The organism is Mesorhizobium carmichaelinearum (assembly GCF_900199455.1).
Lineage (GTDB): Bacteria > Pseudomonadota > Alphaproteobacteria > Rhizobiales > Rhizobiaceae > Mesorhizobium > Mesorhizobium carmichaelinearum.
Genome location: NZ_FZQR01000006.1, coordinates 344,732 through 367,598 on the forward strand (window position 1 = coordinate 344,732; position 22,867 = coordinate 367,598).

Here is a 22,867-nt window from a genome sequence, read left to right on the forward strand (position 1 = left end):
AATTTTCCAAGCACCTTCGGTTTCAGGGACCAAAGCCGCCACCAGAGCGACATCAAGTCCACAGGACGAACTGATACGTTTTCAGTCCGCGCGTGATCTGGCGAAAACCGGAGCGGTTTCGGGGTCATCCGCCAAAATGGGAGATCGATGATGAATTCATTCCTGAAGTCATGCACGGCGCTGACGGTCGCGCTGACCTTCTCCGGTCAGGCCATCGCCCAGGTCAAGGAACTTGGCAAGGGCGAAGGCCAGGTCAACATCGTTGCCTGGCCGGGCTATATCGAGCGCGGCGAGACCGACAAGGGCTATGACTGGGTCACCGCCTTCGAGAAGGAGAGCGGCTGCAAGGTCAACGTCAAGACCGCCAACACGTCGGACGAGATGGTCTCGCTGATGAACGAGGGCGGCTTCGACCTCGTGACGGCTTCAGGGGATGCCTCGCTGCGCCTCGTCGCCGGCAAGCGCGTGCAGCCGATCAACACCGATCTCGTCCCGAGCTGGAAGACGGTCGATGACCGGCTCAAGGACGCGCCCTGGTTCACCGTCGACAAGGTGCATTACGGCGTTCCCTATCAGTGGGGGCCGAACATCCTGATGTACAACACCGAGGTGTTCAAGGAAGCGCCGAAGAGCTGGAACGTCGTCTTCGAGGCGATGAACCTGCCGGACGGCAAGTCCAACAAGGGCCGCGTCCAGGCCTATGATGGGCCGATCCACATCGCCGACGCCGCCAATTACCTGATGTTCCACAAGCCGGAACTCGGCATCAAGGACCCCTACGAGCTGAACGAGGCCCAGTACAAGGCGGCACTCGACCTGCTGCGCGTCCAGCGCACGCTGGTCGGCCGCTATTGGCACGATGCCGCCATCCAGGTCGATGATTTCCAGAATGAAGGCGTCGTCGCCTCCGGTTCATGGCCGTATCAGGTCAACACGCTGGTTGCCGCCAAAAAGCCGGTTGCCTCGACCGTGCCGGAAGAAGGCGTTACCGGCTGGGCCGACACCACCATGATGGAAGCCGACGCGGCGCATCCGAACTGCGCCTATATGTGGCTGGAGCATTCGCTGTCACCGAAGGTGCAGGGCGATGTCTCGGCTTGGTTCGGATCGCTCCCCGTGGTGCCCGCAGCCTGCAAGGGCAACGAGCTCTTGACCGACGAAGGCTGCAAGACCAACGGCTACGACAATTTCGACAAGATCAAGTTCTGGAAGACGCCGGTCTCGAAATGCGTCACCCAGAACGACCAGTGCGTGCCTTACTACCGCTGGGTGTCGGACTATATCGGCGTCATCGGCGGGCGGTGATTTCCCTTACCCTCCCCTTGTGGGGAGGGTCGACGCGCAGCGTCGGGGTGGGGGGGCTGCGCGGCGGTTCGTGCCAGAATCACCCCACCCGCGGCTTCGCCGCGACCTCCCCCATCGAGGGGAGGTGGAGCGGCGCGCGAATTTCGCGATCCTAGCCAGATTTGTAGCTGAGGATGATTTTGATAAACCGGCAACAGACTGACAGCCCATGACCTCTGCCGTCTCCTTCCAGAAAGTCTCGCGCCATTTCGGCAGCGTTCGCGCTGTCGACGCGGTCGATCTCGACATTGCGCCGGGCGAGTTCTTCGCCATGCTCGGGCCGTCGGGTTCCGGCAAGACGACTTGCCTGCGCCTGATTGCCGGTTTCGAGCAGCCGACGGCGGGTTCCATCTCGATCTTCGGCGAGCGCGCCGAGGGCGTGCCGCCCTACCGCCGCAACGTCAACACCGTGTTCCAGGACTATGCGCTGTTCCCGCATCTCAATGTGCTCGACAACGTCGCCTATGGGCTGATGGTCAAGGGCGTCGGCAAGGCCGAGCGGCACAAGGCGGCCGAGGAAGCGCTGTCGCTGGTGCGGCTGCCCGGCTATGGCGCCCGCCGCCCCGGCCAGCTTTCCGGTGGCCAGCGCCAGCGTGTCGCGCTGGCCCGTGCGCTGGTCAATCAGCCCAAGGTGCTGCTGCTCGACGAGCCGCTCGGCGCGCTCGACCTCAAACTGCGCGAGAACATGCAGGAAGAGCTGAAATCGCTGCAGAAGGCGCTCGGCATCACTTTCGTCTTCGTTACCCATGATCAGGGCGAAGCGCTGTCGATGGCCGACCGCGTCGCTGTCTTCAATGACGGCAGGATCATGCAGATCGGCACGCCCGAGGACATCTATCAGCGGCCTCGCACGCGCTTCGTCGCCGATTTCGTCGGTTCCTCCAACGTGCTGCCGCCGGACTTCGTCCAGCGTTATTCCGGCCAGCATCGCTGGGGGAGTCTCCGCCCTGAATCCATCCGCGTCGGACGCGCCGCAAGCGGCGAGGGCGTCGCCGCCCGCCTCGTCTCGACCAACTATCTCGGCGCCACCACCAGGCTGGCGCTCGATGCCGACGGATTGAAGCTGCACGCCGTGGTGCCGGCCGGCACTGTCCTGCCTGCGGAAGGCGAGGCGGTCATGCTCACCTTCAACCGCGAGCACCTGCATCTGATGGACGAGCCGGCATGAGCGTCGACGTCACCATGCCACGCGCCACCGCCCCCGCCATCCTGCCGGGCAGCGGCGGCATGCGTGGCGCGCTGTCGGACCTGTTCTGGCGCCGGCCGCAATTGCTTCTGCTGCTCATGCTTTTGCCGCCGGTGCTGTGGCTCGGCATCGTCTATATCGGCTCGCTGTTCGCCCTGCTGGCGCAGAGCTTCTTCTCCATCGATGAATATTCCGGCCTCATCAACCGCCAGTTCACGCTGAAGACCTATGGCGACCTGTTGCAGGCCGCCAATCTCGACATCATCCTGCGCACGGTGACGATGGCGGCACTGGTCACGCTGGCCTCGGCCATCGTCGCCTTCCCCATCGCCTACTATGCCGCGCGCTATGCACGTGGCCGCTGGAAAGCGTTGTTCTATCTCGGCGTCATGCTGCCGCTGTGGTCGAGCTACCTGGTCAAGATCTATGCCTGGAAGCTGATCCTGGCCAAGGAAGGCATTTTGACCTGGCTGCTCGCCAAATTGCATTTGCTGTGGGTGCTCGATGCCTGGCTATCGCTGCCGGTCGTCGGCGGCAACTCGCTGTCGGTGTCGTTCACCGGTACCTTCATCGTCTTCGTCTATGTCTGGCTGCCCTTCATGATCCTGCCGGTCCAGGCAGCCCTTGAGCGCGTGCCCGGCAATCTGGTCGAGGCTTCCTCCGATCTCGGCGCCTCGCCGGGGCAGACGTTTCGCAACGTGCTGTTCCCACTGGCGCTGCCCGGCATCGTCGCCGGCTCGATCTTCACCTTCTCGCTGACGCTTGGCGACTACATCATTCCGCAGATCATCGGCACCTCGCGCCTGTTCATCGGCCAGGCCGTCTATTCGCAGCAAGGCACCGCCGGCAACATCCCGCTCGCCGCCGCCTTCACCGTGGTGCCGATCGTGATCATGGGCTTCTACCTCTGGGGCGCCAGGCGCATGGGGGCCTTCGATGCGCTCTGACCGTGGCCAATCGGCTCCGCTCGGCCTCAAGATCGCTGCCGCCTGCGGCCTGCTGTTCCTGCATCTGCCGATCCTGCTGATCTTCGTCTATGCCTTCACCACCGAGGAGAAGAGCTTCGTCTGGCCGCCGCCCGGCCTGACCACGCAGTGGTTCGCCGTCACCTGGAACCGGCCTGATGTCTGGGAGGCGCTGTCGTTGTCGGTGCGCGTCGCTGCCATCTCGACGGCGCTCGCGCTGGTGCTCGGCACGCTCTGCGCCGCCGCGGTGTCGCGGACAAAATTCTTTGGCCGCGAGACCATCTCGCTGCTGGTCATTCTGCCCATCGCGCTGCCCGGCATCATCACCGGTATCGCGCTGCGCTCGGCCTTTTCGCTCGCCGACATTCCTTTCTCGTTCTGGACGATCGTGCTCGGCCACGCCACCTTCTGCGTCGTCGTCGTCTACAACAACGCGGTTGCCCGTTTCCGCCGCACCTCCGGCTCGATGATCGAGGCCTCGATGGATCTCGGCGCCGACGGTTTTCAGACCTTCCGCCATGTCGTGCTGCCCAACATCGCCACGGCACTGCTTGCCGGCGGCATGCTGGCCTTCGCGCTTTCGTTCGATGAGGTCATCGTCACCACCTTCACCGCCGGCCAGCAGCAGACGGTGCCGATCTGGATGCTGGAGGAACTGATCCGTCCGCGTCAGCGCCCGGTCACCAATGTCGTGGCCATGGTCGTCGTGCTGGTGACGCTGCTGCCCATCCTGTTTGCCTATTACCTGACCCGCGACGGCGACCAGATCGCCGGTTCGGGCAAATGAGAACAGTGAGTAGTGAGTAGTGAGTAGGGAAATCCACAGCCGGAGCCTGCTCATCAGTGACTACCAACTACTCACTATTCACTACTCACTTCTGTTCAAGGAGGAACCCAATGGACACCCAGATGCTGATCGGCTCGAAATTCGAGAACGGCGCCGAGACCGAGGAGGCGATCCTCAATCCGAAGACCGGGGCGACCATTCTCAACTTGCCCGAAGCGAGCCAGGCGCAGATCGAGGCAGCGGTTGCGGCCGCTGAAAAGGCGTTCGTCTTGTGGTCGCGCACCACGCCGGCGCAGCGCTCCGGCTATCTCTTGAAGATCGCCGATCGCATCGAGGCCGAGGCCAAGGAATTCGCCGCTCTCGAGGCTCTGAACTGCGGCAAGCCGATCAACGCCGTGCTCAATGACGAGATTCCGGCCATCGTCGACTGCTACCGCTTCTTCGCCGGTGCGGTGCGTTCGATGCCGGGCGTTGTCGCCGGTGAATATCTGCCCGGCCACACCTCCATGGTGCGGCGCGACCCGATCGGCATCGTCGCCTCGATCGCGCCATGGAATTATCCCCTGATGATGATGGCCTGGAAGCTGGCGCCGGCGATCGGCGGCGGCAACACCGTCGTCTTCAAGCCGTCGGAGCAGACGCCGCTGACAGCGCTGAAGCTGGCGAAGATCCTCGCCGAAATCTTACCCGAAGGCGTCGTCAATGTCGTGCTCGGCCGCGGCGACAGCGTCGGCAACACGCTGATCAACCACCCCAAGGTCAACATGATCTCGATCACCGGCGACGTCGCCACCGGCAAGAAGGTGCTGCAGGCGGCCGCCAAGTCGGTCAAGCGCACGCATCTTGAGCTTGGCGGCAAGGCGCCGGTCATCGTCTTCGACGACGCCGACCTTGGTGCGGTGGTCAACGGCCTGCGCGCCTTCGGCTATTACAATGCCGGCCAGGACTGCACCGCCGCCTGCCGCATCTATGCCGGCAAGAAGATCTACGACAAGCTCGTCGCCGATCTCTCGTCCGCCGTCTCGACCATCAAGTACAACCGCCCCGACGACACCGAAAACGAGATCGGGCCGCTGATCTCGCGCCGCCAGCGCGACCGCGTCTCGAGCTTCGTCGAACGCGCCTCGGAGCTGAAGCACATCGAGATCACCACCGGCGGCAAGCCGGGCGAGGGCACCGGCTTCTACTACCAGCCGACCGTCGTTGCCGGCGCGCTGCAGGAGGACGAGATCGTGCGCCGCGAGGTGTTTGGCCCGGTCGTCTCGGTCACCCGCTTCACCGAAGTCGACGAGGCGGTGACCTGGGCCAATGACAGCGACTATGGCCTGGCATCGTCGGTGTGGACCAAGGATGTCTCGCGCGCCATGGCGACGGCGGCGCGCCTGCAATATGGCTGCACCTGGGTCAACACCCACTTCATGCTGACCAACGAGATGCCGCATGGCGGGCTAAAACAGTCCGGCTACGGCAAGGACATGTCGCTCTACGCGCTGGAAGACTATACCGCCGTGCGGCATGTGATGGTGGCGCACGGGTAGCATTTTCCCTTCTCCCCGTGAAACGGGGAGAAGGTGGCCCGAAGGGCCGGATGAGGGGCGGCGCAAACCTTGCGGAGGCTGGCTCCGCCCCTCATCTGCCTGCCGGCATCTTCTCCCCGTAAACGGGGCGAAGACCGCTATTCGACGATGCGATAGATGGTCCACAGGCTGGAGCCCGACACGACATAGGGCTCCATCTCCTTGCCCCATTTGGCGTGGGCGTCGATCTTGCCGATCTTGGCGAACATCGCCTCCAACTGGGCCAGGCTCTCGCCCTGGTGATGCGACTCGACCGTCGCTTCCCGCGCGCCGATCGATCCGGTCATGATCTGGAACTTCAGCTCGGCGAGGCCGACCTGCGAGCCGATCTCGCGTTCCCATTTCTTCAACAGGTCAAGCACGGTCTGCTTATGCCCGAACTTGGCGTCGATCTGCCATCTGGCGCTGAACATGTCATTCCTCCCAAGGTTGAGTTAGCGGCTGTTTGCCTATTCGTCCCAGGCCTGCACGACGGTCTGCCGCGCGATCTGCCCGTTCTTCAGTTCCAGCATCGCGGCGGCGAACACCTTGGTGCCGTCCGGATAGGCGCAGGCCTGGGTGAAGGCCAGGCTGTTGCCGTCGGCGATCGTGGTGTCGACCTTGTGGGTCATCGCCCGGCTGCAGATGTCGTCCCAGAAGGTGGTGATCGCCGCACGCCCGCGGATTTCGCGCGGCTTGCTCGGCGGGTTGTTGCGGTCGATCACGCGCACCAGCGCGTCATCGGTGTAGAAGCTCGACAGCGTCTTGCCGTCGCGGGTCTCGATCGCCTTCTTGATGGCCGCGCCATCCACGGTTTGGGTCTTGGTCAGCATTTCATCCTCCATGGCCCGTCTTCGGGCGGTTGATGTGCGCAAATCTGCCCGGCGCTTATCGGCGGGCAGTGTCGTTCACTGCGACTTCGCCTTGACGGCCGCGAAGACGTCGTCGGTCTGCTTCTTGAAGGTCGCGAGATCGACCTGGCTGCCGTTGAGCATCGTCGACCAATGGCGCACGATCGCCGCCATCGCGATCGTCTCCTTGATCTCCTCGTCGCTGGCGCCGTTGAGCTTGGCCGCCTCGGTGTGGAAATAGATGCAGTACTGGCAGGGGATCTGCGCGGCGACCGCAAGGCCTATCAGCTCCTTGGTCTTGCCGTCGAGCGCGGTCTTGGGGTTGAGTTGCACCCCCTTGATCTCGGCCCAGGCGCCGGCGATGGCGACGTCGGGCAGTGTCTTGAACATGTCCGGCACCGAGCCGAGCGTCGCCTGGATGTCCTTGTAGGCGGCTGTCGCCGATGCATCCTCGGCCTTTGCGGGAGAGATCGTAAACAGCGCGCCAATACCTGCCGCGATCACGAATGATCTGACATTCAGTTTTGACTTGAGCATTTCATCCTCCGTTCGCAGCGCCTTCCCGGCGGTATCCGGCTGGCCTGCATGGGGGAATTGATAGCGCTTACATCGGCGCGCCCGCTTCGCCCGAAAGCGCCATGGCTCTCATGGCCCGTCCGGGCCAGCGTGCCTGGCGGAAAATGCCGCTGCTGCCGCTCTCGATGGCAGGTCGAGCTTGAGCAGTATGTTGGCGACGTGACGCTTGACCGTGTGCTCGCTCAGCCTGAGTTCGGCGGCGATCGCGGCATTGCTTTTGCCATCGGCGATCAAATTCACCACCTCGCTTTCCCGTGCCGTCAACACGGCGGGTTCCGCTGGCTTGGACTTCGAACGGCAGGCCGGTTCCAGATGCTGCTCCGACGTCGCGTGCACCACCGGCAATGGCTCGTCCAGTTCGCCGAGGCTGACGCGGCCAGCGTCGACGAAATGCAGGCCAGACCCCACCGCCAGATCGGCAACCAGCCGAGAAGCCAGAATGTCGCCACGCCCGGCATGGTTCGCCAACTGCATGGCCACGCGCGCCGTCAGTCCGACCGGCGGGCCGCGCGCTTCGATCTCGCCGACATGGACCCCTTGCGCACTCGCCACGCCGATCTGCTGCGCCGCCTCGCGCAACGTCGCCGCGCAGCGTACGGCGCGCGCCGGCCCGTCGAAGCGCGAGATCATCAATTCGCCATGCGTGCCCACCGCGCGCCCGCCATGGCGCCCGACCAGCAGCCGCCAGCTCTCCTGAAAACGCTGACTGCGCTCGAGCCACATGCGATCGCCAAGCTTGGCCGTGTCGGAGATGCGCGTCACCAGCAATGCGGCAAGCACACGCTCCGTGTCCGCCACCGCCGGCTGGCCGGTAAGAAACTCCTCGATCAGATCGGCAACGCGGTCGACATCACCGGTCCAGACCGGATGGTCGCGCCCGGCGATCTCGACCAGCCGTGCATTCGGGATCTTCTTCGCCAGGAAGCGGCTGGCCTCGGGATCGACACGAACATCGTTGCGGCGATGGATCAGCAGTGTCGGCGCGCTGATCGCGCCGAGGATGTCTCGCACGTCGATCCCCGCATTCATGCGGGCAAGCGCGGCTGCCGCGGTCGGGCTTGCCGACAGGCGCTCGAAACGCGCCCACCATGTTGAAAAGTGGGTATCGTCCACTCGGCCCGGTGCAAAATTCGGCAAGGTGGCGCCGGTGCCCCAGGCCGTTTCGGCCGTAGCGATGAAGGCATCGAGGCGTTCCGGCGACATCACCCATTTGTGGAAATGCGCATAGCCGCCATAGAGCGCCAGCGCCCGCGTCCGCTCCGGATAGGTGGCGGCGAACAGCATCGCCATCGGCGCGCCCTCGGAAGCGCCGAGCAATGCGGCCCGGCCGCTGCCGGCCGCATCCATCACGGCGCGCACATCGTCCATGCGGGTTTCGAGGCTCGGCAGATGATGGGCATCGACACGGTCGGAGAGACCGGTTCCGCGCTTGTCGAACAGGATCAGCCGTGAGAATGCCGACAGCCGCCTCAAGAGCCTGGTATAGCCCTCGTCCTCCCAATGCAGGTCGAGATTGGAAATGAAGCCCGGGACGAAGACGAGATCAAACGAACCCTGGCCGACCACCTGATAGGCGATCCGCACCTCGCCACTGCGGGCATATCGGGTCTCGATCGGCCTCACGAGGTTTCTTCCGCCCGGCCTGACGATTTCTGATCGTCGACCATAGCAGAGGCGCGTCGATAGCGGCAGCTCAAACTTTAGCGAAAGGGAATGTAAGCCCGCGTGGCCGGCTTGCGGCTACTTCTGCGACGCGGCGACGTCGGCCGGGGAGGGCTTGAGTCCGAGCTTGAGATCGGCCTCGGCTGGTGTGATCGGCCGCTTGATCCTGGCCGATGCAGCCACGACGAGTTCGTCGAAGCCTTCGCCGCTGTCCAGCAGTTCGAACAACTGCCGTCGCATCCTCGGCTCCCAGAACTTGTTGATGTGCTCGGCGACGCCGGCAACCCCTTCCTCGCGCGACTTTGAATGGAAGAAGGCCGCGATCTGGTTGGCCATGCGCACGAGCTTTTCCTTGGTGCTCGTGATGTGATCTTCGTCATGCGACATGCTGGGCAACTCCCAAGACCACCCGATCGGGGTGGGTGAAAACATCGAAATCATCGCCGCGCACCAGCGCCACCAGCGTCATGCCGGCCTCATCGGCTGTGCGGATGGCAAGCGCGGTCGGCGCCGAGACGGCGATGATGAAGGCCGAGCCGATCGCCGCCGTCTTCTGCACCATTTCGACCGACACGCGCGACGTCACCACGACGGCGCCCGATGCACCGTCAATGCCGGCTTTGGCCAACGCGCCGGCCAGCTTGTCCAGCGCGTTGTGGCGGCCGACATCCTCGCGCGCCATGACGACGCCCTTGCCGGGGACATAGAAGCCGGCGGCATGCACGGCTCCGGTTTCCTGATGCAGCGGCTGCACCTTCGACAGCAGCTTGACGGAGCGGACGATATCGTTGGCATCAAGCGTAAGCTTTGACGCACCAACGGCATCGGCCGAGCGCATTGCTTCCTCGATGGATTCGATGCCGCACAGCCCGCAGCCGACCGGCCCGGCGAGCCTGCGCCGCCGCGCCTCGAAGCGTGTATTGGCCTGGTCCTTCAGCCGGATCTGGATGTCGATACCGGCGCCATGATCCTCGATCTCGATGGCTTCGATCTCGTCAGGCGCAGCGATGATGCCTTCAGTCAGCGAGAAGCCAAGCGCGAAATCCTCGAAGTCGGCCGGGCTCGCCATCATTACCGCATGCGTGGTGCCGGCGAAGGAAAACGCTACCGGCGTCTCCTCCGGCACCATGCGGTTGGCAACAGCCGACGCGCTGGCGCGGTGCGCCAGCCGCGATATCTCGGTCGTTGCTTTGCGGCGCGCGGCCAAGACTACTCCGCTGCCTGCAGCGAGGCGATACGGCGGCTGTTCCTGGCCTGCTCATCGTACTCGCGCTGCCAGTCCGACGGGCCGTTGGAGGCGCCGACCTGCACCGCCGTCACCTTGTACTCTGGACAGTTGGTCGCCCAGTCGGAGAAGTCGGTGGTGATGACGTTGGCCTGTGTGTCCGGATGGTGGAAGGTGGTGTAGACCACGCCCGGCGACACCCGGTCGGTGATCAGCGCCCGCAGCGTCGTCTCGCCGGAGCGGCTGGTCAGCCGCACCCAGTCGCCATCGCGCAGGCCGCGGTTCTCGGCATCGTGCGGATGGATCTCCAGCCGGTCTTCCGAGTGCCACATGACGTTGTCGGTGCGCCGCGTCTGCGCGCCGACATTGTACTGGCTGAGGATACGGCCGGTGGTCAAAAGCAGCGGGAAGCGGGGTCCGGTCCTCTCGTCCGTTGCCACATATTCGGTACGGATGAACTTGCCCTTGCCGCGCACGAAACTGTCAATGTGCATGATCGGCGTGCCGAGCGGGGCCTTCTCGTTGCAGGGCCACTGCACCGATCCCACCCGGTCGAGCAGATCGAAGGAGACATTGGCGAAGCTCGGCGTCGTCTTGGCGATCTCGTCCATGATCTCGGACGGATGCGTGTAGTTCCAGTCGAGCCCGATGGCGCGGGCAAGCTCCTGCGTCGCCTCCCAGTCGGCATAGCGCGCCTTCGGTTCCAGCACCTTGCGCACCATGTTGATGCGGCGCTCGGCATTGGTGAAGGTGCCGTCCTTTTCCAGGAAGGTCGAACCTGGCAGGAAGACATGCGCGTAGTTCGCCGTCTCGTTGAGGAAGAGATCGTGCACGACCACGCATTCCATGGCGGCGAGACCGCCGGCGACATGCTTGGTGTCGGGATCGGATTGCAGGATGTCCTCGCCCTGGATGTAGATGCCCTTGAAGGAGCCGTCCACGGCGGCGTCGAGCATGTTGGGGATGCGCAGGCCGGGTTCGTCGTCCAGCTTCACGCCCCAAAGGCTCTCGTAGATGTCGCGCACGGCTTCGCCGGAGATGTGGCGATAGCCGGGCAGTTCGTGCGGGAAGGAGCCCATGTCGCACGAGCCCTGCACATTGTTCTGGCCACGCAGCGGATTCACGCCGACGCCCGGCCGGCCGATGTTGCCGGTGGCCATTGCGAGGTTGGCGATCGCCATCACCGTGGTCGAGCCCTGGCTGTGTTCCGTCACGCCGAGGCCATAATAGATCGCGCCATTGCCGCCCTTGGCGTAGAGCCGCGCGGCACCCCGGATCAGCTCCGGGTCGACGCCGGAAAGCTTGCCGACGGTCTCGGGGCTGTTCTCCGGCAAGGCGACGAAGGAGGCCCAGTCCTGGAATTCCGTCCAGTCGCAGCGTTCGCGAATGAAGGCTTCGTCGAAAAGCCCTTCGGTGACGATGACATGCGCCAGCGACGTCAGCACCGCCACGTTGGTGCCGGGCTTCAGCGGCAGGTGATAGTCGGCCTCGATATGCGCCGACTTGACCATCTCGGTGCGGCGCGGATCGAGCACGATCAGCTTGGCGCCCTGGCGCAGCCGCTTCTTCAGCCGCGAGGCGAACACCGGATGGGCGGAAACCGGATTGGCGCCGATGACGACAGCGACATCAGTGAATTCGACCGAGTCGAAATCCTGCGTGCCGGCGGAGGTGCCGTAGGTCTGGCCGAGACCATAGCCGGTCGGCGAATGGCAGACGCGGGCGCAGGTGTCGACATTGTTGTTGCGGAAACCCTGCCGCACCAGCTTCTGGACGAGATAGGTCTCCTCATTCGTGCAGCGCGAGGAGGTGATGCCGCCGATCGAGGTGCGGCCGTACTGATACTGGATCCGGCGGAATTCCTTGGCCGTGTGGGCGATCGCCTCTTCCCAGCTCACCTCGCGCCACGGGTCGGAAATCTTCTCGCGGATCATCGGCGACAGGATGCGGTCCTTGTGGGTGGCGTAGCCATAGGCGAAACGGCCCTTGACGCAGGAGTGGCCGTGATTCGCCTTGCCGTCCTTGTAGGGCACCATGCGGATGACTTCGTCATCCTTCACCTCGGCCTTGAACGAGCAGCCGACGCCGCAATAGGCGCAGGTGGTGACGGCCGAGCGTTCCGGCATGCCCTTCTCGATCACCGTCTTCTCGCGCAGCGCGTCGGTCGGGCAGGCCTGCACGCAGGCGCCGCAGGACACGCATTCGGAAGCGATGAAATCCTCATGCATGCCGGCGACCATGCGCGATTCGAAACCGCGGCCCTCGATGGTCAGCGCGAAAGTGCCCTGCACCTCCTCGCATGCCCGCACGCAGCGCGAGCAGACGATGCACTGCGCCGGATCATAGGTGAAATAGGGATTGGATTCATCGCGGGCGATGTAGTCGACCGCCAGCGAGCCGTGCCCGGGCGCGATCCCATCTTCCTTGACGTGGTTGCGGCCCTCGACACCGTAGCGGTTCTCGGTGAGGCCCACCGACTTCGCCACCGTGTCGAATTCGCTGGCGCCGGTGCCGGCCTTTTCGTTCCAGCCGGTCGGATGGTCGGAGACGTAAAGTTCCATGACGCCGCGGCGGATCGCGTCGAGCCGGTCGGACTGCGTGCGCACCACCATGCCTTCGCCGACCGGCGTCGTGCAGGACGCCGGCGTGCCGCCACGGCCTTCGATCTCGACCAGGCAGACGCGGCACGAGCCGAAGGAGTCCAGCATGTCGGTGGCGCAGAGTTTCGGGATCTCCACCCCACCTTCCATCGCGGCGCGCATGATCGAGGTGCCTTCCGGCACCGTGATGCTGCGGCCGTCGACGCTCAGCGTGACCTGCTTTTGCGCCCGCGATTCCGGGGTTCCGTAGTCGATCTCTTCGACCAGCGATGGGAAGTCGGCCTTGATGTTCATCTGCCAGCTCCTATTCAGCAGCGACGCGCGCCGGCGCGGGCTTGAAATCTTCGGGGAAATGCGTGATCGAGCTCATCACCGGGTAGGGCGTGAAGCCGCCCAGAGCGCACAGCGATCCGAACTTCATCGTGTTGCAGAGGTCGGTGACCAGAGCGAGGTTCTTTTCCGGTTCGATGCCGGCGGCAAGCCTGTCGATGGTCTCGACGCCGCGCGTCGAGCCGATGCGGCAGGGCGTGCACTTGCCGCAGCTTTCGATGGCGCAGAATTCCATGGCGAAGCGCGCCTGCTTCAGCATGTCGGCCGTGTCGTCGAACACGGTGATACCGGCATGGCCGATCAGCCCGTCACGCTTGGCGAACTCTTCGTAGTCGAACGGCGTGTCGAACAGAGCGCGCGGGAAATAGGCGCCGAGCGGTCCGCCGACCTGCACCGCCTTCACCGGACGGCCGGTGGAAGTACCGCCGCCGATGTCATCGACGATTTCGCCCAGCGTCAGGCCGAAAGCGGTTTCGAACAGGCCGCCATTCCTGACATTGCCGGCGATCTGGATCGGGATGGTGCCGCGCGAGCGGCCCATGCCGAAATCCTTGTAGAAGGCGGCGCCCTTGTCCATGATGATCGGCACCGAGGCCAGGCTGATGACGTTGTTGATCACCGTCGGTTTGCCGAACAGGCCCTGGATGGCCGGCAGCGGCGGCTTGGCGCGCACCACGCCGCGCTTGCCTTCCAGGCTGTTCAGCAGCGAGGTTTCCTCGCCGCAGACATAGGCGCCGGCGCCGACGCGGATTTCCATGTCGAAGGCGTTTGGCGAACCCAGCACATTGACGCCGAGCACGCCGGCCTTGCGGGCGATTTCGACGGCCTTGTTCATTGTTGCCACCGCATGCGGATATTCCGAGCGGATATAGACGAAGCCCTTGGTCGCACCGGTGGCGATGCCGGCGATCGCCATGCCTTCGATCAGCACGAAGGGATCGCCTTCCATGATCATGCGGTCGGCGAAAGTGGCACTATCGCCCTCGTCGGCGTTGCAGACGATGTATTTGCGCTCGGACGTCGTATCCAGCACCGTCTTCCACTTGATGCCGGTCGGGAAGCCGGCGCCGCCACGGCCACGCAGGCCTGAGTCCGTCACCTGCTTGACGATGTCGGCCGGGGCCATGGCGACGGCGTTCTGCAGGCCCTTCAGCCCGCCGAGCGACTTGTAAGCGTCGAGCGACAGCGGATCGTTGATGCCGCAGCGGGCGAAGGTCAGCCGGGTCTGCTTGGCCAGGAACGGAATCTTGTCCGGCGCGCCGAGCCAGCGCTTGTGGTGGCCACCGGTGAGGAAACCGCTATCGAACAGGCTCTTGACGTCGGACGGCTTGACCGGTCCGTAGGCAACGCGGCCCTTTTCGGTCGCCACTTCGACCATAGGCTCGAGGAAATAGGCGCCGCGCGAACCGTTGCGCACGATCTTGGCCTCGATGCCGCGCTCGGCGAGCTCCGCGCGAACAGCCTTGGCGACCTTTTCGGCACCGAGCGCCAGCGCGCCGGAATCGCCGGGAATGTAGATGCGGGGGATCATGAGCGCACCTCGGCAAGGATCTCGTCGATCTTCTCGTCATCGAGCCGCCCGATCACCTCGCCGTCGAGCATCGCCGACGGCGAACAGGCGCAAAGCCCGAGGCAATAGACCGGCTCCAGTGTAACCGATCCGTCGCGGGTGGTCTCGTGGAAACCGATGCCCAGCAACTGCTTGATCTTGGCGGCGACGGCATCCGAACCCATCGACTGGCAGGCCTCTGCCTGGCACAGCTTGAGCACATGCCGGCCGGCCGGCCGGGCGCGGAAATCATGATAGAAGGTGACGACGCCGTGCACCTCGGCCCTGGAGAGGTTCAGCCCATCGGCGATGACCGGCAGTGCTGCCTGCGGCACATGGCCGAATTCTTCCTGGATCTCGTGCAGGATCGGCAGCAACGGGCCTTCGAGGCCTTTCAGCTCTTGGATAATCGCCGCCGTGCGCGATGCGATCTCGGTACTTGCAGGCTGCATCGTCATGCAGCGCCCTCCCTGGTCGGTAGCGTTCTAGCGCTAAGTCGTTACAAAAACAGAGGAAACCCGCTAAATCAATAAAGCTGATCCGTTGCTTGATAGAAATCTTCTATCAAGCGCGATCAGCCGCCTTTCTCTACCCTAGCGATGGTTACGGAAGTCGTCTGCCAGCGCCATCGCCTCGTCCAGCAGCGCCTGCACCAGCGGCGTGTGCGGTTCGCGCGGCGTGGCCACCAGGCCGACCGTATGGCTGGCATCCGGCTCGACGATGGGAATGGCCCGGATCGGCTCGGAAAAGCCGAATGTTTCCGCGAGGTTGAGCGGCATGATCGACGACCATTTGCCGGTGTGGATATGCGAAAACAGCACGATCATCGAGTTGGATTCGAGCGTCGGCCGCACCTGCACGCCGGCCTCGGCCAGATGCTGGTCGATGATGCGGCGGTTCTGCATGTCCGGCGTCAAAAGGCAGAGCGGCAACTGGCTGATCTCGGCCCATGTCACTTTGTCGCGGTCGGAATAGGGGTTTCCGACCGCCGTGATCAGCTGATAGCGCTCGTCATAGAGCGGCACGCTGGTCACCCGCCCGAGCGGCTCATTGTCGAGATAGGTAATGCCGGCGTCGATGTCGAAATTGCCGAGCAGCGACAAGACTTCGATCGAGGTTCGCGACAACACCGAGAAGGTGACGCCCGGGTGCTTTTCGCGAAACGGCGTCGTCAGCCGCGCCACCATGGCCAGTGCCGTCGGAATGGCGGCAATGCGGATGCGTCCGGAAAGGCCGTGGCGCGCCGCGCGCATCTCCTCTCGCATGGTCCTTGAATCGCCGACGATACGGCGCGCCCAGACCAGCACCTGCTTGCCCTCCGGCGTCAGCCCTTGGAACCGCGACCCGCGATTGACCAGCATGACGCCGAGCTGCCCCTCCAACTGCTTGATGCCGGCCGACAGCGTCGGCTGGGTGACCCCGCACGCTTCCGCCGCCCGGCCGAAATGCTCTTCCTTGGCGAGCGCGATAAAGAATTCGAGTTTGTCGATCATGCCGGTCTATCGATCATGGTTTGCGAGGCTGCCATAGCAGCAAGTGCCTGTCAGCATCAAAGCGATCACTTGGTTCTGCCCGGAAACTACATTATCTCAGGCGCAAGCTTGCATAAGGAAGACCTCATGTCCGTCACCAAGGAAATCGTCACCGAGCGCCTGAAGACGGTCAACGGCCCGGACTTCACCGGGAACATCGTCGACCTCGGCATGGTTTCGGAGATTTTCATCGCCGATTCGAAAGTGTTCTTCTCGATCACCGTTCCCGCCGCCAGGGCGCAGGAAATGGAACCCCTGCGCGCCGCCGCAGAGCGCGTAGTCAAGGCCATTCCCGGCGTTGCCGGTGCCGTCGTGGCGCTGACGGCGGAGAAAAAGGGCGGCGGCATGGAGGCGCCTGTTCCGGCGCGCCCCGCACCGAGGCCGGCGCCGCCGGCTCCGCCCGCCGCCCCGCGCCCCGCTCCGCATGCTCCCGCATCGCACAGCTCGGGCAAGCGCGGCGTGCCCGGCATCGAGGCGATCATCGCGGTTGCTTCCGGCAAGGGCGGTGTCGGCAAGTCGACCACCGCCGTCAACCTGGCGCTTGGCCTTGCCGCCAATGGCTTGCGGGTCGGTGTGCTTGATGCCGACATCTACGGCCCGTCCATGCCGAAGCTGCTCAACATCCATGGCCGGCCGCAGACGGTTGACGGCAAGATCCTGAAGCCGATGGAGAATTACGGTCTCAAGGTGATGTCGATGGGGTTCCTCGTCGATGAGGAGACGCCGATGATCTGGCGCGGGCCGATGGTGATGTCGGCGCTGACGCAGATGCTGCGCGAGGTCGAATGGGGCCGGCTCGACGTCCTTGTCGTCGACATGCCGCCCGGCACCGGCGACGCGCAATTGACCATGGCGCAGCAGGTGCCGCTGGCCGGCGCCGTCATCGTCTCGACGCCGCAGGACCTGGCGCTGATCGATGCCCGCAAGGGGCTGAATATGTTCAAGAAGGTCGACGTGCCGCTCCTCGGCATCGTCGAGAATATGAGCTATTTCATCGCGCCCGACACCGGCAAGCGCTACGACATTTTCGGCCATGGCGGCGCGCGCCGCGAGGCCGAACGCCTCGGCGTCACCTTCCTCGGCGAAGTGCCGCTGGAAATGGGCATCCGCGAAAGCTCGGATGCCGGTGCGCCGGTGGTTGTCTCGAAGCCCGACAGCGCCGAGGCGAAAACCTATCGCGACATCGCCGCCAAGGTCTGGGACAGGGTCAATGAGGAACGCGGCGCGGCCGAAGCGGCGGTGCCAAGCATCGTCTTCGAGTGACGCCTTATTTGTTTTTGACGCAATTCCGGACGGAAAACCGCTTCGCACTTTTCCTGGAATTGCTCTAGCGGGACGGTCAGCCGCCGACCTTCTCGCCGAAGCTCGAAAAGAACTGCCCGGCCAGTTTCTTCGACGTCGATTCGATCAGCCGGCTGCCAAGCTGCGCGATCTTGCCGCCGACTTCGGCCTTGGCGGCATATTTGAGCACCGTGGCATCCGGCCCATCCTCGGTCAGCGTCACGTCGGCGCCGCCCTTGGCAAAGCCGGCGATGCCGCCCTTGCCTTCGCCCTGGATGGTGTAGGAGTGCGGTGGCTTCAGGTTTTTCAGCGTCACTTCGCCGTTGAAGGTCGCCTTGATCGGTCCGATTTTCACCACCACCGTCGCCGCCATCTCGGTCGGCGACTTCATCTCCAGGCTCTGGCAGCCGGGAATGGTCGCCTTCAAAACTTCGGGATCGTTCAGCGCTTCCCAGACTTTTTGCAGGGGTGCGGCAATGCGTTCCTCGCCTTCGATCACCAAAGCCATCAAGAACCTCCCGGAAAGAATGGTTTGAAGCCCTAGCGCAGGGGCGCTGTTGTGTCTATCGCACCAAAGTGCGGGTTAGGAACGCGCGTGCCCCTTGCTTGCAGGGACGCGTTGTCATATCGATTTGTCATACAAATACGGAGACCGTGATGGCCGGTGCCCCCACCAAGAAGAAAAAATTCCGCTCGCAGGAGTGGTTCGACAACCCAGACAATCCGGGAATGACCGCGCTCTATCTGGAGCGTTACCTGAATTACGGGCTGACCCGTGCCGAACTGATGTCGGGCAAGCCGCTGATCGGTATCGCCCAGACAGGCTCGGATCTTTCGCCTTGCAACCGGCACCATATCGAGCTCGCCAAGCGCGTGCGCGAAGGCATCGTCTCGATGGGCGGCATCCCCTTCGAATTCCCCTGCCATCCGATCCAGGAGACCGGCAAGCGCCCGACCGCAGCGCTTGACCGCAACCTTGCCTATCTCGGCCTCGTCGAGGTGCTCTACGGCTATCCGCTCGACGGCGTCGTGCTGACCATCGGCTGCGACAAGACGACGCCGGCGCTGCTCATGGCGGCGGCCACCGTCAACATTCCGGCCATCGCGCTGTCGGTCGGTCCGATGCTCAATGGCTGGCACAAGGGCAAGCGCACCGGCTCCGGCACCATCGTCTGGGAATCGCGCCAGCGCCTGTCGGCCGGCGAGATCGACTATGACGAGTTCATGGACATCGTCGCTTCCTCGGCGCCGTCCACCGGCTATTGCAACACGATGGGCACCGCCACCACGATGAATTCGCTGGCCGAGGCGCTCGGCATGCAGCTGCCCGGCTCGGCCGCCATCCCGGCGCCATACCGCGAGCGCGGGCAGATCGCCTACGAGACGGGAAAACGCATCGTCGACATGGTGCATGAGGATCTGAAGCCGTCCGACATCATGACGCGCAAGGCCTTCGAGAACGCCATCGTCGTCAATTCGGCGATCGGCGGCTCGACCAACGCGCCGATCCATCTCAACGCCATTGCCCGCCATCTCGGCGTGCCGCTCGACAATGACGACTGGCAGAAGATCGGCCTCAAAGTGCCGCTCATCGTCAATCTGCAGCCGACGGGCGAGTATCTCGGCGAGGACTACCATCATGCCGGCGGCGTGCCGGCCGTGGTGGCCGAACTGATGAAGGGCGGGCTGCTGCCGCATCCCGATGCCCTGACCGCCAATGGCAAGTCGATCGGCGACAATTGCAAGGCCGCGGTCGTCGAAAACGCCGACGTCATCCGCAGCGTCGACAAGCCGCTGAAGGTCAATGCCGGCTTCATCAACCTCAGCGGCAATCTGTTCGATTCGGCGATCATGAAGACCAGCGGCATCTCGCCGGAATTCCGCGAGCGCTATCTCTCCAATCCGAAGGACCCGGAAGCGTTCGAAGGCAACGCCATGGTCTTCGACGGCCCGGAGGATTACCACGCCCGCATCGACGATCCGGCGCAAGGCATCGACGAGCACACGATCCTGTTCATGCGCGGCGCCGGCCCGGTCGGCTATCCCGGCGGTGCCGAGGTCGTCAACATGCAGCCGCCCGCCTATCTCATCAAGAAGGGCATCCATGCGCTGGCCTGCATCGGCGATGGCCGTCAGTCGGGCACGTCGGGCTCGCCGTCGATCCTCAACGCCTCGCCGGAAGCCGCCATCGGCGGCGGACTGGCGCTGCTCAAGACAGGCGACCGCGTCCGCATCGACCTGAACAAGGGCACCGCCAACATTCTGGTCGGCGAAGACGAGATCGCCAAGCGGCGCGCGGCGCTGCAGGGCAATGGCGGCTACCACTATCCGCAGCACCAGACGCCATGGCAGGAAATCCAGCGTGGCATGGTCGACCAGTTCGACCAGGGAATGGTGCTGAAGCCGGCGGTGAAATACCAGGATGTCGCGCACACCAGAGGCGTGCCCAGGGACAATCACTGATTGCCCCGGAGACAATCGCTGATTGCTCCGGGGATAGTCATTGATTATTCCAAGGGATAGTCATCGATTATTCCTGGCGACAATCACTGATGTTGGATCGACCGGCTGACGGCCCTGTGCAATTGGGCCGCCAGCCGTTTTTCGTTTTTGAGGTGGTGCGTTCCGGTCACGATCCTTGACAAGCGCGCCCAACAAATCCACGATCATGGCAAGGGGTGCATCGCGACGACCCCGTGAGGCGTCAGCCCAACGTTCGCGTCCAAGCTTCTCTATCAGGAGGTGGACGCTATGCCGTCAACAACCGCTATCACCGTATCGCAACTATCCCGTTTGGTCGGTCTGCCGGGGGCGCCTGTCATCATCGATGTCCGCATCGATGAGGATTTCGACGCCGATCCGCGCCTGCTGCCGGCGTCGGTCCGGCGTGATTTCAAAACCGTTTCGACCTGGGCGCCCGATTTCGCCGGCAAGCCGGTGGCGGTCGTCTGTCAGAGAGGTCAAAAACTCTCGCAAGGCGTGGCCGCTTGGCTACGGCATGAGGGAATTTCCGCTGAATCCGTCGAAGGCGGCTTTGAAGCTTGGCGCGACGCAAAGGGGCTTTTGATCCGCACCGAAAACTTACCTCCGCGCGATCAAAAGGGTCGCACCGTCTGGGTGACGCGGTCCCGCCCGAAAGTCGATCGTATTGCCTGCCCATGGCTGATCCGGCGTTTCGTCGACCTTCATGCGGTGTTCCTGTTTGTCGAACCCGCTGAAGTATCGGCCGTTGCCGACCGCTTTCAGGCTGTGCCTTTCGACATAGACAATGTGTTCTGGAGCCATCGCGGCGAGCGTTGCACCTTCGATACGATGATCGAGGAATTCGGGCTGGAATCGGCTGCACTCGATCGCCTCGCCGCGATCGTGCGCGCGGCCGACACCGCAAACCTCGATCTGGTGCCCCAGGCCGCCGGCTTTCTGGCTGCCTCGCTTGGCCTGTCGCGGATGTTTCGCGACGATCTGCAGCAACTGGAAGCAGGCATGCTGCTCTACGATGCATTCTTCCGCTGGTGCCGCGACGCCACCGAAGAAACGCACAACTGGCCCAGCGCAGGGAAACCGTCATGAGCGCTGTTGCGCCTCTACATGAGGCGGGGAACGTCGAGGCGCCGGCTGCGCCGACCTTTGCCGAAGCCGTGAAGGTCTGGGCGAAGATCGGACTGCTCAGCTTCGGCGGGCCTGCCGGGCAGATCGCCTTGATGCACAGGGAATTGGTCGAGGAGCGGCGCTGGATCGGCGAACAGCGTTTCCTGCACGCGCTGAACTACTGCATGCTGCTGCCTGGCCCGGAGGCTCAGCAGCTCGCCATCTATATCGGCTGGCTGCTGCACAGGACGGTCGGCGGCCTTGTCGCCGGCATCCTGTTCGTCGTGCCCGGCGCGCTCGTCATGCTGATCCTGAGCAGCCTCTACGTGCTCTATGGCGACATGCCGCTCGTCGAGGCGCTTTTCCTCGGTGTGAAGGCGGCGGTGCTTGCCATCGTCATCGAGGCGGTGATCCGCATCGGACGGCGCGCCTTGAAAAACCGGGCCATGGTGCTGATCGCGGTCGCAGCCTTTATCGCCATCTATGCGTTGAATGTGCCGTTTCCGCTCATCATCCTGCTCGCCGGCCTGACGGGATGGCTGGGAGACCGCATTTTTCCCGGCCTGTTTTCCGGCTCCGCGAATGGCAAGGGCGACGTCGTCGACATCAAGGGCGCGGTCGACCTGATGTTCGAACGCGGCGAACTGACCCATGTCAAACCGACCAGATGGCATGCGCCGCGCACGATCGCGATCTGGCTACCGATCTGGCTCGGACCGGTTCTCGTCATCTGGTGGTTCACCGGCGCCAGTGTGTGGACCGAGATCGGCCGGTTCTTCAGTCTGATGGCGGTCGTCACCTTCGGCGGCGCCTATGCGGTGCTTGCCTATGTCGCGCAGGCGGCCGTCCAGTCCTTCGGCTGGCTGGCCCCCGGTGAAATGGTCGATGGTCTCGGGCTTGCCGAGACCACGCCTGGCCCGCTCATCCTGGTGTTGCAGTTTGTCGGCTTCATCGCTGCGTTCCGTCACTCCGGCTCACTGAACCCGTTGCTTGCCGGATCGCTTGGAGCGCTGCTGACCTTGTGGGTGACGTTCACGCCGTGCTTCTTCTGGATATTCCTTGGCGCGCCCTATATCGAGGCCTTGCGCGGCAACAGGGCATTGTCGGCAGCGCTCGGCGCGATCACCGCCGCTGTCGTCGGCGTCATCATGAATCTCGCTCTCTGGTTTGCCTTGCACGTCGTTTTCCGTGAGGTGCACGCAATGAGCCTCGGCATGAATGTGCCGGTGCTTTCGTCGATCGACTGGCGTGCCGCGCTGCTTTCCTTGGCCGCTATGATCGCCATCCTGAAGCTGAAGATCGGCATGCTGCCGACGCTCGCCGGGTCGGCCCTTGCCGGTGTCTTGCTGCTGGCAGTGGCTGGCTGATGCATGTCGCCTTTGTATTCCGCTTTCCGACCACTTAAGTGGTTGGAAACGGATTGGAACATCATGGCGCAACGACGCTCTTCCCTCGGTTTCCTCGGAATGTTCGGCCGCTCGGGCGACCTGAGGCAACTCGATACCGCCTTGCGAGGCGCCGACCTGCATCCCGCCCTGGTGCCTGAGGGCGTGAAACTCACCATCGTCAATCTGATGAAGGATCGCTGGCCCGACGAACCGCCGCCACAGGCCTATCCCGATGTGGCGCGGCTGTTCAGCTATTGCATTGCCGGACCGGGAACCTTCGAAAGCGCGCATGGCCTGCAGCAGCGGCAGGACGTCGAACGCCGCATCGAGACTGCTGTGGAGGCCGGCGACAGTTTCGACGCTCAGATCGTGCTGATGGCGCTGCACGCCAAGCTGATCAATGCCGAAGTCGTCGAGCGCTATGGGCTCGGCACGGACTGACCGGAA

21 protein-coding genes are annotated in these 22,867 nt (G+C 63.9%); 10 read left to right on the top strand and 11 right to left on the bottom strand.

Annotated features, from left to right (window positions below):
- The first annotated feature begins 150 nt into the window (after positions 1–150).
- The 5 genes from CKW40_RS16725 to CKW40_RS16745 all read left to right on the top strand — a co-directional run bounded on the left by CKW40_RS16725 (position 151) and on the right by CKW40_RS16745 (position 5,820).
- Positions 151–1,305 (top strand): ABC transporter substrate-binding protein, encoded by a 1,155-nt coding sequence (locus tag CKW40_RS16725; protein WP_095201055.1) that lies wholly within the window; start codon positions 151–153, stop codon positions 1,303–1,305.
- Between the two features lie 208 nt (positions 1,306–1,513).
- Entirely contained in the window at positions 1,514–2,512 is a 999-nt protein-coding gene (locus CKW40_RS16730) for an ABC transporter ATP-binding protein (RefSeq protein ID WP_095200973.1), read from the top strand.
- Positions 2,513–2,526: 14 nt separating this feature from the next.
- Positions 2,527–3,477 carry an ABC transporter permease gene (locus CKW40_RS16735; protein WP_210200200.1) on the top strand — a complete coding sequence of 317 codons (951 nt, stop codon included), beginning with the start codon at positions 2,527–2,529 and terminating at the stop codon, positions 3,475–3,477.
- Positions 3,467–4,282: an ABC transporter permease gene (locus CKW40_RS16740; protein ID WP_095200975.1), complete on the top strand. Its 816-nt coding sequence runs from the start codon at positions 3,467–3,469 to the stop codon at positions 4,280–4,282. Before CKW40_RS16735 ends, CKW40_RS16740 begins: the two co-directional genes overlap by 11 nt.
- A gap of 110 nt (positions 4,283–4,392) precedes the next feature.
- Entirely contained in the window at positions 4,393–5,820 is a 1,428-nt protein-coding gene (locus tag CKW40_RS16745; protein ID WP_095200976.1) for a gamma-aminobutyraldehyde dehydrogenase, read from the top strand.
- Between the two features lie 137 nt (positions 5,821–5,957).
- Here the strand turns inward: CKW40_RS16745 and CKW40_RS16750 are convergent, their stop codons facing one another.
- From CKW40_RS16750 to CKW40_RS16795, 10 genes are all read right to left on the bottom strand, one after another.
- On the bottom strand, positions 5,958–6,272 hold the full coding sequence (locus CKW40_RS16750; RefSeq protein WP_095200977.1) for a hypothetical protein: 315 nt from the start codon (positions 6,270–6,272) through the stop codon (positions 5,958–5,960).
- A gap of 36 nt (positions 6,273–6,308) precedes the next feature.
- Complete coding sequence (locus tag CKW40_RS16755; RefSeq protein WP_095201056.1) at positions 6,309–6,671, bottom strand: nuclear transport factor 2 family protein; 363 nt, start codon at positions 6,669–6,671, stop codon at positions 6,309–6,311.
- 75 nt (positions 6,672–6,746) lie between these two features.
- Positions 6,747–7,226, bottom strand: a complete 480-nt coding sequence (locus tag CKW40_RS16760; protein ID WP_095200978.1) for a carboxymuconolactone decarboxylase family protein — start codon at positions 7,224–7,226, stop codon at positions 6,747–6,749.
- A gap of 108 nt (positions 7,227–7,334) precedes the next feature.
- Entirely contained in the window at positions 7,335–8,888 is a 1,554-nt protein-coding gene (locus tag CKW40_RS16765; RefSeq protein ID WP_095200979.1) for an alpha/beta fold hydrolase, read from the bottom strand.
- A gap of 117 nt (positions 8,889–9,005) precedes the next feature.
- Positions 9,006–9,314, bottom strand: a complete 309-nt coding sequence (locus CKW40_RS16770; RefSeq protein ID WP_095200980.1) for a formate dehydrogenase subunit delta — start codon at positions 9,312–9,314, stop codon at positions 9,006–9,008.
- The gene (gene fdhD, locus CKW40_RS16775) at positions 9,304–10,134 is read right to left on the bottom strand and encodes a formate dehydrogenase accessory sulfurtransferase FdhD (protein ID WP_095200981.1); all 831 of its coding nucleotides are present in this window, start codon (positions 10,132–10,134) and stop codon (positions 9,304–9,306) included. The genes CKW40_RS16770 and fdhD overlap by 11 nt, the downstream gene beginning before the upstream one ends.
- Before the next feature lie 2 nt (positions 10,135–10,136).
- Positions 10,137–13,046, bottom strand: a complete 2,910-nt coding sequence (gene fdhF, locus CKW40_RS16780; RefSeq protein WP_095200982.1) for a formate dehydrogenase subunit alpha — start codon at positions 13,044–13,046, stop codon at positions 10,137–10,139.
- 10 nt (positions 13,047–13,056) lie between these two features.
- Positions 13,057–14,613, bottom strand: a complete 1,557-nt coding sequence (locus CKW40_RS16785) for a formate dehydrogenase beta subunit (protein ID WP_095200983.1) — start codon at positions 14,611–14,613, stop codon at positions 13,057–13,059.
- Positions 14,610–15,089, bottom strand: a complete 480-nt coding sequence (locus tag CKW40_RS16790; RefSeq protein ID WP_019862961.1) for a formate dehydrogenase subunit gamma — start codon at positions 15,087–15,089, stop codon at positions 14,610–14,612. The genes CKW40_RS16785 and CKW40_RS16790 overlap by 4 nt, the downstream gene beginning before the upstream one ends.
- A 135-nt stretch (positions 15,090–15,224) precedes the next feature.
- Entirely contained in the window at positions 15,225–16,124 is a 900-nt protein-coding gene (locus tag CKW40_RS16795) for a LysR family transcriptional regulator (RefSeq protein ID WP_095200984.1), read from the bottom strand.
- 126 nt (positions 16,125–16,250) lie between these two features.
- On the opposite strand from CKW40_RS16795, the gene CKW40_RS16800 reads away from it, so the two are divergent.
- Positions 16,251–17,426 (top strand): Mrp/NBP35 family ATP-binding protein, encoded by a 1,176-nt coding sequence (locus tag CKW40_RS16800; RefSeq protein ID WP_095200985.1) that lies wholly within the window; start codon positions 16,251–16,253, stop codon positions 17,424–17,426.
- 76 nt (positions 17,427–17,502) lie between these two features.
- On the opposite strand, the gene CKW40_RS16805 is transcribed toward CKW40_RS16800, so the two are convergent.
- The gene (locus CKW40_RS16805) at positions 17,503–17,952 is read right to left on the bottom strand and encodes an SRPBCC family protein (RefSeq protein WP_095200986.1); all 450 of its coding nucleotides are present in this window, start codon (positions 17,950–17,952) and stop codon (positions 17,503–17,505) included.
- Between the two features lie 149 nt (positions 17,953–18,101).
- Here CKW40_RS16805 and CKW40_RS16810 point away from each other — a divergent pair, with 149 nt between their 5' ends.
- From CKW40_RS16810 to CKW40_RS16825, 4 genes are all read left to right on the top strand, one after another.
- Positions 18,102–19,907, top strand: coding sequence for an IlvD/Edd family dehydratase (locus CKW40_RS16810; RefSeq protein WP_095200987.1), 1,806 nt, complete (start codon positions 18,102–18,104; stop codon positions 19,905–19,907).
- 288 nt (positions 19,908–20,195) lie between these two features.
- Positions 20,196–21,014 carry a chromate resistance protein ChrB domain-containing protein gene (locus CKW40_RS16815; protein WP_095200988.1) on the top strand — a complete coding sequence of 273 codons (819 nt, stop codon included), beginning with the start codon at positions 20,196–20,198 and terminating at the stop codon, positions 21,012–21,014.
- On the top strand, positions 21,011–22,399 hold the full coding sequence (chrA, locus tag CKW40_RS16820) for a chromate efflux transporter (protein WP_095200989.1): 1,389 nt from the start codon (positions 21,011–21,013) through the stop codon (positions 22,397–22,399). The genes CKW40_RS16815 and chrA overlap by 4 nt, the downstream gene beginning before the upstream one ends.
- Before the next feature lie 63 nt (positions 22,400–22,462).
- Positions 22,463–22,861 (top strand): hypothetical protein, encoded by a 399-nt coding sequence (locus CKW40_RS16825; RefSeq protein ID WP_095201057.1) that lies wholly within the window; start codon positions 22,463–22,465, stop codon positions 22,859–22,861.
- The last annotated feature ends 6 nt before the right edge of the window (positions 22,862–22,867 follow it).